Source organism: Thermoanaerobaculia bacterium (genome assembly GCA_035260525.1).
In the GTDB taxonomy this organism is placed as follows: domain Bacteria; phylum Acidobacteriota; class Thermoanaerobaculia; order UBA5066; family DATFVB01; genus DATFVB01.
Window position 1 is genome coordinate 1 of record DATFVB010000239.1, and the last position, 11268, is coordinate 11268.

At 70.6% G+C, this 11268-nt stretch carries 9 protein-coding genes; all 9 read left to right on the top strand.

Annotated elements, in window-relative coordinates:
* A partial coding sequence (locus VKH46_11940; GenBank protein HKB71548.1) for a sulfatase-like hydrolase/transferase occupies positions 1 to 1663 on the top strand: 1663 nt, incomplete at its 5' end.
* 31 nt (positions 1664 to 1694) lie between these two features.
* Positions 1695 to 3905 (top strand): sulfatase-like hydrolase/transferase, encoded by a 2211-nt coding sequence (locus VKH46_11945; GenBank protein HKB71549.1) that lies wholly within the window; start codon positions 1695 to 1697, stop codon positions 3903 to 3905.
* 130 nt (positions 3906 to 4035) lie between these two features.
* Complete coding sequence (locus VKH46_11950) at positions 4036 to 6165, top strand: VWA domain-containing protein (protein HKB71550.1); 2130 nt, start codon at positions 4036 to 4038, stop codon at positions 6163 to 6165.
* A gap of 76 nt (positions 6166 to 6241) precedes the next feature.
* Positions 6242 to 7477: a tetratricopeptide repeat protein gene (locus VKH46_11955; protein HKB71551.1), complete on the top strand. Its 1236-nt coding sequence runs from the start codon at positions 6242 to 6244 to the stop codon at positions 7475 to 7477.
* A gap of 59 nt (positions 7478 to 7536) precedes the next feature.
* Positions 7537 to 9180, top strand: a complete 1644-nt coding sequence (locus VKH46_11960; GenBank protein HKB71552.1) for a hypothetical protein — start codon at positions 7537 to 7539, stop codon at positions 9178 to 9180.
* Positions 9177 to 9371: a hypothetical protein gene (locus VKH46_11965; GenBank protein ID HKB71553.1), complete on the top strand. Its 195-nt coding sequence runs from the start codon at positions 9177 to 9179 to the stop codon at positions 9369 to 9371. Before VKH46_11960 ends, VKH46_11965 begins: the two co-directional genes overlap by 4 nt.
* A 104-nt stretch (positions 9372 to 9475) precedes the next feature.
* The gene (locus VKH46_11970) at positions 9476 to 10096 is read left to right on the top strand and encodes a hypothetical protein (GenBank protein ID HKB71554.1); all 621 of its coding nucleotides are present in this window, start codon (positions 9476 to 9478) and stop codon (positions 10094 to 10096) included.
* Positions 10093 to 10782 (top strand): uracil-DNA glycosylase, encoded by a 690-nt coding sequence (locus VKH46_11975; GenBank protein HKB71555.1) that lies wholly within the window; start codon positions 10093 to 10095, stop codon positions 10780 to 10782. The genes VKH46_11970 and VKH46_11975 overlap by 4 nt, the downstream gene beginning before the upstream one ends.
* Before the next feature lie 134 nt (positions 10783 to 10916).
* The coding region (locus VKH46_11980) for an FAD-binding oxidoreductase (protein ID HKB71556.1) at positions 10917 to 11268 on the top strand (352 nt) is incomplete at its 3' end.

Below are 11268 nucleotides of genomic sequence, written 5' to 3' on the forward strand. Positions count from 1 at the left end.
CCTCGCGAAAGACTTCGACGTTTACGACCAGCACTATCCGGAGGGAGTCGGTCCCTACGACTTCGTGATGTCGGAACGCCCCGCGACGGAGGTCGTGGCCGCGGCCTTGAAGTGGTGGAACGCGCCGGTCTCGACGCCGCGCTTCCTCTGGGTCCATCTCTACGACTGCCATGCCCCGTACCGCCCGCCGCCCCCCTTCGACCGTCAGTACGCGGCCGATCCCTATCTCGGCGAAGTCGCGGGGGTCGACGCGGCGCTCGCGCCGCTCTTCGACGAGCTGCGCTCGGGAAAGACGCCGCCGCTGCTGGTCGTCACCGGCGACCACGGCGAGAGCCTCGGCGAGCACGGCGAGCTGACGCACGGTCTGTTCGCGTACGAGGCCACGCTCCACGTACCGCTCCTCGTCTGGTCGCCCGGACTCGTGCCGTCCGGCTCGGACGCGCGCCTGGCGAGGCACATCGACATCGTGCCGACGATCCTCGCGGAGGTCGGCGCGGGCAAGCCCGCCGGACTTCCGGGGGCGTCGCTCCTGGGACCGCCGCCGGATCCGAAGGAGACCTCGTATTTCGAAGCGCTCTCGGCGAGCTTGAACCGCGGCTGGGCGCCGCTGCGCGGCGAGGTCGGCGGCGGGGCCAAGTACATCGACCTGCCGATCCCCGAGCTCTACGCGCTCGACTCGGACGCGAAAGAAGAACACAACCTCTTCTCCCGCGACGATTCGCGCGTGCGAGTGCTCAAGAACGCCATTCCGGCCGGCGCGGGAAAGGTCGCGCCGCGTTCGAGCTCGTCGGAGGAGCGGGCGCGCCTCCAGAGCCTCGGCTACATCACCGGGACCGCCGCGCCCCGCGGCCATTACGGGCCCGAGGATGACCCGAAGAACCTGGTCCGGCTCGACCAGGCCATCCACGACCTCGTCGACCTCTACCAGCGCGGAAAGCTCGACGAGGCGCTCCGGCGCGCCGCGGAGGTGGTCCGGGAGCGGCCGACGATGCGCACCGGGTACGACTTTCTCTCGTTCCTCCAGGGCCAGGCGGGACGAGACGGCGCGGCGATCGCCACGCTCGAGGCCGCCGACCGGAAGGGCCTGATCGACGACGGGCTGCGGGCGCGGTGGGGGCTCCTCTGCGCCGAGTCGGGGCGGGCGGCGGAAGGGCTCCGCATCCTCGCGCCGCTCTCCGACAGCCGGGATCCGGAAGCGCTCAACGCGACCGGAATCGCGCTCGCGACCGCCGGCCGGACGAAAGAGGCGATCGCGAAGTTCGAGCAGGCGGCGGCCGCCGATCCCCGCAGCGGCCAGGCGTTGCAGAACATCGGGATCACGCGGCTCCAGGCGGGAGACCCGGCGGCCGCGCTCGCCGCCCTCGGCCGGGCGCTCGCCGTCAACGACCGGCTGCCGCGCGCGTGGAACGCGCAGGGCGTCGCCCTCATGCGGGCGGGCCGCTCGGCGGACGCGATCGCCTCGTGGAAGAGATCGGTGGCGCTCGACCGGAACCAGTTCGACGCCCTGTTCAACATCGCGCTCGTGGCGCACGGGATCGGCGATGACGCCGATTCACGATCGGCGCTCGAGGATTTCATCGCCCGCGCGCCCGCGGTGCGCTACGGTCCCGACATCGCCCGCGCGCGCCAGCTCCTGGCGCAGCTGCCGGCCAACAAGGGTTGATGGGCGCGGGCTCTCGGAACGGAGAAGGAAAATGACGACGCGGAAGAGAAACGACGAAGGTCCCGCGGCTCGCGGCGCCGGGAAATGGGGCGCGGCGATCGCGGCCGCGGCGATGCTCGCGGCAGCGGCGGGCTGCGGCGGACGCGGCGAGCGCCGTTTCCAGCGCGCGCCGGTGATCCTGATCTCGATCGACACGCTCCGCGCCGACCATCTCCCCGCCTACGGCTACCGGCAGGTGAAGACCCCGGCGATGGACGCGCTCCGCCGCGATTCGGTCCTCTACGAGAACGCCTACAGCCACGTTCCGCTGACGCTGCCCTCCCACACGACGATGATGACCGGGATGCTGCCGCCGCAGAACGCCGTGCGCGACAACGTCGGCTACGTCCTCGCGCCCGGGCACGTCACGATCGCCTCGACGCTCAAGGAAAACGGCTACGCGACCGGCGGCGCGATCTCGGCGGTCGTCCTCACGGCGACGACCGGGATCAACCAGGGCTTCGACTTCTTCGAAGACGGCGTGGAGGCGCAGACGGAGACCGCGAGCCTGGCGCAGGTGCAGCGCTCGGGATTCGACACCGAGAAAATCGCGGAAAAATGGATCTCCGAGCACGAGAAGACGCCCTTCTTCTTTTTCCTGCATCTCTACGAGCCGCACACTCCGTACAAGCCGATCCCGCCGTTCGACGCCGAATACCGCGACCGCCCGTACGACGGCGAGATCGCGACGGTGGACCAGATCGTGGGCAAGTTCACGGACTATCTCCGGCGCGAGGGGATCTACGACCGCGCCCTCCTGGTGCTCGTTTCGGACCACGGCGAGGGGCTCGGCGAGCACGGCGAGCTCGAGCACGGCGTGCTGCTCTACCGCGAGACGCTGCACGTGCCGATGATGATCAAGCTCCCCGGAAAGGCCGACGCGGGCCAGTCCGTCGCGGTCCCCGTGGGGCTGGAGGACCTGTTTCCGACGATCACGCAGACCGTCGGAATCGCGCCGCCCGCCAACCTGGCCGGGAAAGCCGTGCCCTTCACCGCGTCGGCCGCGCGCTCTTTCCCGGTGCGCGACATCTACAGCGAGACGCTCTACCCGCGCTATCACTTCGGCTGGAGCGACCTCGCCGCGCTGACGAACGACCGGTATGAGTACATCCACGCGCCGAAGGACGAGATCTACGACGTGGTCGGGGACCCCTCGGAGACGCACGACCTCGCGTCGGGCCTCCCGGCGCCGTTCCGCCGGATGCGCAACGCCCTTCTCGCGATGGACCGGCCGCGGCAGGCGCCGGGACACGGCGACCCGGAGCAGGTCAAGAAGCTCGCCGCGCTCGGCTACCTCGGCTCGGCCTCGCCGCCCGAGGACGCCGCGAACCTCCCGAACCCGATGGAACGCGTCGGCGAGCTGTCGCTCCTGCACAAGGCCATCCGGCTCTACGCGGAGAAGAGCTACGCCGAGGCGATCCCGTTGCTGCGCGAGCTCCTCCGGAAGGAACCGGGGATGACGGATGCGTGGACCCAGCTCTCGAACACGTTCCACAAGCTCGGCCAGACCGAGCAGTCGCTCGAAGCGCTCAAGCAGGCGGACCGCTGGAAGCCGGGGGATCCCGTGACGCTCGCCTCGATGGCCAACGAATACTTCGACCTCGGGGATTTCGCCCAGGCGAAACTTTTCGCGCAGCGGTCGATCGCCGTCTCCGGGCCGGCCGAGGCGCACGAGGTCCTGGCCGCGGTCCTGATGCACGACAAGGACCTCGACGGGGCCGAGAAAGAAGCGCGCGAGGCGCTCGAACGGGGCCACATGGGGCACGTCAAGCCCGCGATCCTCCTCGCCCAGGTTTCGAAAGCGCGCGGCGATCTCTCGGGGGCGCTGGCGCAGCTCGACAAGGTCGAAACGGAGCTGGAGAACCGGGAGGACCGCCAGGTGAGCAACCTCCATTATTTCAAGGGGGACCTGCTCGCGCGGATGGGACGCAACGCCGAGGCCGAGCAGGAATTCCGCCAGGAGATCAAGTATTTCCCGGGGAACCCCGGCGGTTGGTCCTCGCTCGCGTTCCTTCTCGCGAGCGAGGGGCGTTCCGGCGAAGCGCGGCAGACGCTCCTCGAGATGGTGAAGAAATCGCCCACTCCGCGCTGCTTCCGCGCGGCGGGGGAGACGTTCAAGATCCTCGGGGACCCGGCCTCGGCCGCGTTCTGGACGCAGAGGGCCGACGCCGCCGCTCGCCAGGCGGCGGCGCCTCCGGCGTGACGAGCGCGGGAAGTCCGGGCCGGGGGACCCGGGCGGCCGGCGCCATGGCATGAAGATCTCGTTAAGATTCCTCCGACGCCCTCCGCCGTCGCGAAAAGGGTGTAAAGTGATCTTGCATTCGGGATCGCCGGTGTCTAAAAGCCTTCTCCCCGCCGTCCTTCTCGCCGCTCTCGCGGCGTTTCCGGCGCGGGCTGCAAAGCCCCCGGCGGACAAGATCTTCCACGAGAACGCGGAAGTCTCGCTCGTCGAAGTTCCGGTCAACGTCACCGGACGCGACGGGAAGCCCGTCCGCGGCCTGACCGAGAAGAATTTCACGGTCGAGGACGACGGACGCAGGCAGCAGATCCTTTCCGTCGACACGATCGACCTCTCCCAGCGGCGGCTCGCGAGCGGCCTGCCGTCGGACCTCCCGGCAGCCGGGCGGCGCCACTTCCTGCTGCTGTTCGATTTTTCCTTCGCGACTCCCAACGAGATCGCGCGGTCGCGCGAGGCCGCGATCGCCTTCGTCCAGAAGGGAATGGCGCCCGACGACCTCGCGGCCGTCGCGACGGAGTCGATCGAGCGCGGCGCGCAGATCCTCGTCAACTTCACGCAGGATCGCGCGCAGCTGGCGGCCGCGGCCGCGCGCGTCGGCCTCCCGGCCGTGATCGACCGGGCGCGCGATCCGCTCGCATTCGCCTTCCTCCTCCCGGGCGACCCCAATGCCGCGAAGGTGACCCCGGCCGAGGTGTACCGCGGGGGCAACGACACCGAGTTCGCCACGAACGCGAAGATCTTCCAGATGATGGCCCAGAAGAGCTCCGACCAGTTCGCGAAGACCCGGGTCGAGCGCCAGCTCGGCGGGATCGGCGGGCTCGGCAAGGCGCTCGACGCGGTCCAGGGCCGCAAGATCATCATGTACTTCTCCGAGGGATTCGACGCCGAGCTGCTGTACGGGAACATGTTCCGCACGAACGAGGACAACCAGGCGGACAACGACTCGATGGCCTCGGGCGCGATGTGGACGGTCGACATCGACAAGCGCTACAACAACACCCCCCTCGAGCGCCGCCTGACCGAGACGATGGAAATTTTCCGCCGCTCGGACTGCGCGATCTACCCCGTCGACATCGCGGGTCTGCGCGACGAGACCGCGCCCGACGCCAATCTCGGACACGTCAGCCGCGGCCGCGAGTCGCTTTTCGCGATCGCCTCGGCCACCGGCGGAGAGGTGATCCAGAACTCCAACGACCTCGAGGCGCAGATCAAGCGCATCGTGGAACGGACGAGCTTCATCTATTTGCTGTCGTTCCGGCCGTCGCACCCCGGCGACGCGGGCAAGTTCCACGACCTCAAGGTGAAGGTCGACGTTCCCCGGGCCCACGTCTCGGCGCGGGCGGGCTACTACGATTCGCGTTCTTTCGGCGCGCTTTCGCCCCTCGAGCGCGTGTTTTCCGCGGCGGACGTGATCAACGACGCACAAACCCCCGGAAAGATCCCGCTCGAGGTCACGGCGCTTCCGATGGCCGGAGGCAGCCTCGAGCCCGTGCCCGTGATCGTCAGCGTCCCGCCGAGATTCTTCTCCTCGCTCCCCTCCGGGGGCGCCCTTCAGTTCGGGATCTACGGGTACGTGAGCGACGAGACCGGCGCGCTGGCGGACTACTTCTCGCGGTCGATCAGCGTCGAGCTCGCCAAGCTGGGCCCGGCGCTCGGCAGCGGCGGCCTCACGTATCTCGCGACCTGCCACCTGCTGCCCGGCAAATATCGGCTGCGGGTGCTCGTGCGGAACGAGCAGTCGGGGGATTACGGCTTTTCCCAGTCCGATCTCGCTGTCCCGGACTTCTCCGCCGCGGGTTTCGAGATCCTCCCTCCGGTCTTCGTCGACGGAGCGGGCGACGGAGTCAACATCCGCGACGAGAACCGCGGCGCGCCGGCGGGCGGCATTTTCGTGATCGGCGACCGCTCGTACGCGCCGAGGGTGAGCCCGGATCTCGCCGCCAATTCGCTCGCGCGGCTGTGCCTGGTCGTCTTCCAGAAGAATCCGGGTGCGATCGTTCCGTTCACGATGGACGCCGAGCTGGTGTCGGGGAACGGATCGAGTCGCGTGCCGGCCAAAGTCCGGCTCGTCGGGCGCACGCCGCTTGCGGCCGACGGAATGTGGAAGCTCGTGCTCGAGCTCGACACGTCGGGACTGCGCGCGGGCCGCTACTCGCTGCGGCTCGGGGTCCGCGGCGACGGAGTCCCGGCCTCGGAGACGCAGGCGGACTTCACCGTTTCCTGAGGGTGAGGAAGGATACGGCCGTTTCCCCCGCCAGCGGCGCGGGCCGCCGCGCGTTCCGGTATCCTTCCCCGAAGTCGTGAGAAGGATCGTGCATGCGCGGGCGGGGCTCGTTGCTTTCGTGGCGTGGGCGGCGGCCGCGCTCGCCGTCGCGGGAGCATCGGGGGCGGGGGGAGACCCGGGCGCCGCGCTGGCGCAGCTTCGCCGGGAGACCGCGAGCGCGCATCCGCCTCCGGTTTCCGAGCAGTCGCGGCGGCTCACGGAAATCGGGAGGGAATACCTCGGGGCCGGCGATCCGCCGCGCGCGATCGAGCTCCTGTCCGAAGCCGCGGCCGACGATCCGGGCAACGGCGCGGCGGTCGCCGAGCTGACGCTCGCGTACGTCCGCCACGGCGACCTCGAGTTCGCGGAGTTCTACCTGGATGCCGCGATCCGGACCAGCCAGGCGAATCCGGACGCCGTGCGCGTCTTCCGGGAGCTCGGCTCGCTCTACGCGGACCGCAACCGCACCAGCGAGGCCCTGCGCGCGTGGGAGGAGGCGATCCGGCTCGGCGGCAACGATCCGTCGATCCGGGCGCGGATGGGGAAGCTCCGCCGCGACTGGGCCTACGGCCATGGCCAGCAGTATCTCGAGGGGAACGATTTCGAGGTCTTCTACGATGCGGGCGTCCCGATCGAAGCGGTCGAATCGACGCTCCGGTTCCTGGACGAACGCCGCGCCGAGCTCGCCGCGTTCTTCGGGCAGCCGCTCGCGGTCTCGCCGGTCGTCATCCTCTACCAGGGCCGGCGATACTTCGCCTGGATGGACACGCCGGACTGGGTCGGGGGGATCTACGACGGCCGCATCCACGTCCCGCTGCCGCCCGACGGCCCGGAGGCCGAGAGCTATCGCGCGCTCCTTTCGCACGAGCTCGCGCACGCGTTCATCACCGAGATGACCGGCGGGCGCGCGCCCGGGTGGCTCCAGGAGGGCGTGGCCCAGTACGTCGAGGGCCGCCGCATCTCCGCGGAGGAGGCGGCGAAATCTCTCTCCGTCATCCCGCTCGAGTCGGTCGCGGATCTTTCGACGGCGTTCTCCCAGAGGAGCGACCGCGAGCGCGCCCGCGCGGCGTATCGCCTGGCGCTCTTCTGCGTCCAGGAGCTCGTGCGCGCCGACGGTCCCGCCGCCGCCGCCTGCATCCTTCGGGACCTCGCCTCCGGGACTCCGGTGGAGGCCGCGATCCGCGAAGAGACCGGCACCGCGCTTCCCGATCTCGAACGCGGCTGGCGCGCCGCGATGCGGGAAGCCGCGCCGCCCGCCCGGCGCCGCCGGTGATCCGGCTACCGAAAACCGGTCCTCCGGAGGCGGGACATCGTCCGGTCCGGACCGGAGCGTTGATCGCGGTGTTCGCGGCTGCGCTCGCCGCTCTCGCCCCGGCCGGGACGCCCCGCGGCCGCCGCCCTGCCGCCGCTGCGGCGCCGAGGCAGGCGGTCCTCGACCTTCTCGCGTCCGGGCCGCCCTGGTCGCGCGGGAGGATCGACGCCGCGGTCGACCGCCTTCTCGCCGGCGCGCAGCGAGTGTCCGGACGTCCCTCTCTGCGATCGGTCCTGCCCGCGCTCTCGGCCGCGTGTCCCCCCGCGGCCCCGTTCGACGCGCGCGAGGTCCTTCTCTACGCGATCACGGAAAAGACCGACAACGAATTCGACGACGTCGAGGCGCTCCAGTACGCCTGGGGCGTCGTTCCCCGGCGCAGCGCCGACCGCCGCGTGCGGCTGGCCGCCGGCGGCGCGCGTTTCGCGGCCGACGACCGCGACCCCGTCGAGGCGACGATCTACAGCTTCCCGTCGTCTTCCTTCGAACCCGGCGAGGTCGAGCGGCTGCTCGAGGCGGTCCGGCGGGCGCACCCGAAGCGTCCGATCGTCGCTCTCGTCGATCCTCTGATGCGGATCCAGCTCGCCGACTTCGCGCGCGGCTCCGCGATCACGCTCCTCGACACGTTCGGGTGGCCGTACTCTCCCTGGCCGCGGGACTCGTTCAGTCAGACGCGCGATTCCCGCGGGCGGATGGTGCTGCTGGCCCGGCCGAAGGCCGCGCTCCTGCGCGCGCGCGCGGCGGACGACGCGATGGCGCGGGAGATCGTCAAGGACGCGCCGGAGGAGCTCATGCGCCGATGGGGAGAACCGGTCTGGGCCCTCGCCCCCGTGCCTTTCCACAACGGCCAGCTCCTGACGGCGGCGGGCGCGGCCTGGATTTCGCTCCATTCGCTCGAGCCGAGGATCCTCGAGATTCTCCACGCTTCCCGGGTGCCGGTCGAGAGCTTCGCGAATGCCGAAGGGATCGCGCGTTATTGCGCCGCGGCCCGGCGGGCGGCGGCGGAGCTCGGCGTCCTGTACGGCCGGACCATCCGGTTCGTCCATCGCCTCCCCGAATCGGGAACTCTCGGGCAACGGCGGGAGCTCATGACGGCGATCGGCGGCGGAGCCGGGTTCGACCTCGATTCGATCGTGACGATCGCCGGCGGCGGCGCGGGCCGCGGGACGGCGATCGTCGCCGATTCGTCGCTGGGGAAGGACCTCGTCGCCGGGTCTCCCGCGCCGGACCTGTCCGCTTTCGCCGACCTCTACGGCCTCTCGCTCCGCGGAGAAGACCTGCGCCGGGCGCTCCTCTCCTACCAGGAGCAGCCGCGGGCTCTCCGCCTCGGGGCGTTCCTCGATCTCGTCGGCCGGCATCTGCGCGAAGCGGGATTCTCCGTCCGCCGGCTTCCGGCTTTTCTCGTTCCGGTTGCGCTCCGCCGCGAGCCGGTTGCCGGCGAGGACGATTTCCTGATCGGCTGGAACAACGTCGTTCTCGACCGCGACGGGGAGAAGCTCCGGGCCGAGGGCTTTTCGGGGGGGCTCGCCTCGGGAGATGCCCTCGCGCGCCGGGCGTTTTCCGACGCCGGCTGGGAGCTGTCGCTCTATCCGCCCCTCGTTCCGAGCGTCGTGCGCAACGGCGGCTACCGGTGCGCCTCGAACAATTTCCGATTGCTTCCGAAGTGATCTTCGACAGCAGGCTGCTGAAAAACGAATCCGGGCGGCGTGTCAGGAGTCTTGCCGATCGTTCGCAGGACGGCGCGGCGCCTCAGCGCGACGAGGCCGAGCGCCGGTTCTTTACAACGCGCGAACGGCAAGGCTCGTGCCACCAGAAGGTTGCGGCGGCGCTGGCTCGCCTGCTTCGTTGCCGCGCCTAGACGATGCGGCCGGCATCGCCTTCAGCGCGGCGTCTTCCATTCGAGCCCGCGGCGCTCGCAACCCCGCCACGGACCCTTTTTCAGCAACCTGCTAGAGTCGAAACATGAGGAATCGACTGCTGATCGGAATCGGCCTGCTCGGGGCGGGCATCGCCGCCTGCCGCCGGGCCCAGCCGGCCCGTGAGATCCCGATGGCACCCTCGCACGTGGAGGAGGGGGAAGGACCCGCCGCGCCCGTCTCGGCGGATCTCGAAACCGGCCCGGTCCGGGTCGCCGGCATCGCGTTCGCGCCCCCCGCCGCCTGGCGGCGCGAGGCCCCCGCGTCGGCGATGCGCGCCGCGCAGTTCGCGATTCCCGGATCGGCGGGGGAGAAGGACGGCGCCGTGGCGGTGTACTACTTCGGGAGCGGGCAGGGGGGCGGCATCGCCGCCAACGCGAAGCGCTGGCAGGAACAGTTCAGCGGCCAGTCCTCTCCCGGCACCGTGACGAGCCTCGACAAGAACGGGGTGAAGGTCACCGTCGTGACGGCCGAAGGGACGTACGCCTCGGGGATGCCGATGGGGCCATCGACGCCGGAGCCCGGGTTCGCTCTGTGGGGCGCGATCATCGAAGCGCCTCAGGGGAACGTCTTCGTGAAGGCGACCGGGCCGAAGTCCCTGATCGAGCGGTCCCGCTCGGACTTCGACGCTCTCCTCTCCTCGCTCCAGACCTCGACATCGATGTGACGGAGCGGCTGGCGGCGGTCGCCCGCGACGTCGTCGTCTGCCGGCGATGCCCGCGCCTGGTCGCCTGGCGCGAAAAGTCGGCGGCGAACCCCCCGCGCCGCTTTCGGGGGGAGCGCTACTGGTCGCGGCCGCTGCCCGCCTTCGGCGATCCGGCGGCCCCCGTGCTCGTGGTCGGGCTCGCGCCGGCCGCGCACGGCGGGAACCGGACGGGACGGATCTTCACCGGAGACGCGTCGGGCGATTTTCTGTTCTCCGCGCTCTTCGCCGCGGGATTCGCGAACCAGCCGGAGTCGAGATCGCTCGACGACGGGCTCGCCCTCGCCGGCGTTCTCGTCACGGCGGCGGCGCGCTGCGCGCCTCCCGACAACCGGCCGACACCCGCCGAGTTCGCGCGCTGCCGCGGCTACCTCATCCGCGAGATCGCCGCCGCGCCGGCGCTGCGCGTGATCGTCGCGCTCGGCGGCCTCGCCTTCGATCAGACGCTGCGGGCGCTCTCCGCCGCCGGCCACCCGATTCCGCGCCCGCGTCCGAAGTTCGCCCACGGGTCCGAGACGGAGATTTCGCCCTTCACGATCCTCGGCGCGTACCATCCGAGCCAGCAGAACACGTTCACGAGGCGCCTCACGCCGGCGATGCTCCGCGCGGTGTTCCGCCGGGCGCGGAAGCTCGCGAGTTCGCGCGCGTGAGTGTTCTCTCCGGGTGGGGCTTGCCGGGAAGATCGATTCCCCGTCGCCGGGCTCGAGGATGGGCCTCAACGGGGGGGCGACCGGCCCTTCGGGCACACCTTCGGACGGGCTTCGCGTTAAGATCAACCGGCTGAATGCGTGACGTCAGAGCACGGGTGACATCGCGGATCGAACACGCGCCCGGGCTTTTCTCCCTGTTCTGCTCGGCCTCCGGCCTGGCCGCCTCGGTTCGGCCCGGGCAGTTCGCGATGATCGGCGTCGCCGGGAGGAGCCGACCGTTCCTGCGGCGGGCGTTCTCGATCGCGGACGCGGATCGAGCGTCGGGAACCGTCGAATTTCTCGTGAAGGTGGTCGGCGCCGGCACCGCCTGCCTCGCGGCGCTCGTTCCCGGCGAGGAAATCGAGCTCCTCGCGCCGCTCGGCAACGCCTTCACGGCCGCCGATCTCGGCCGCGGCGACCGCGTCGCGATCGTCGCGGGAGGCGTGG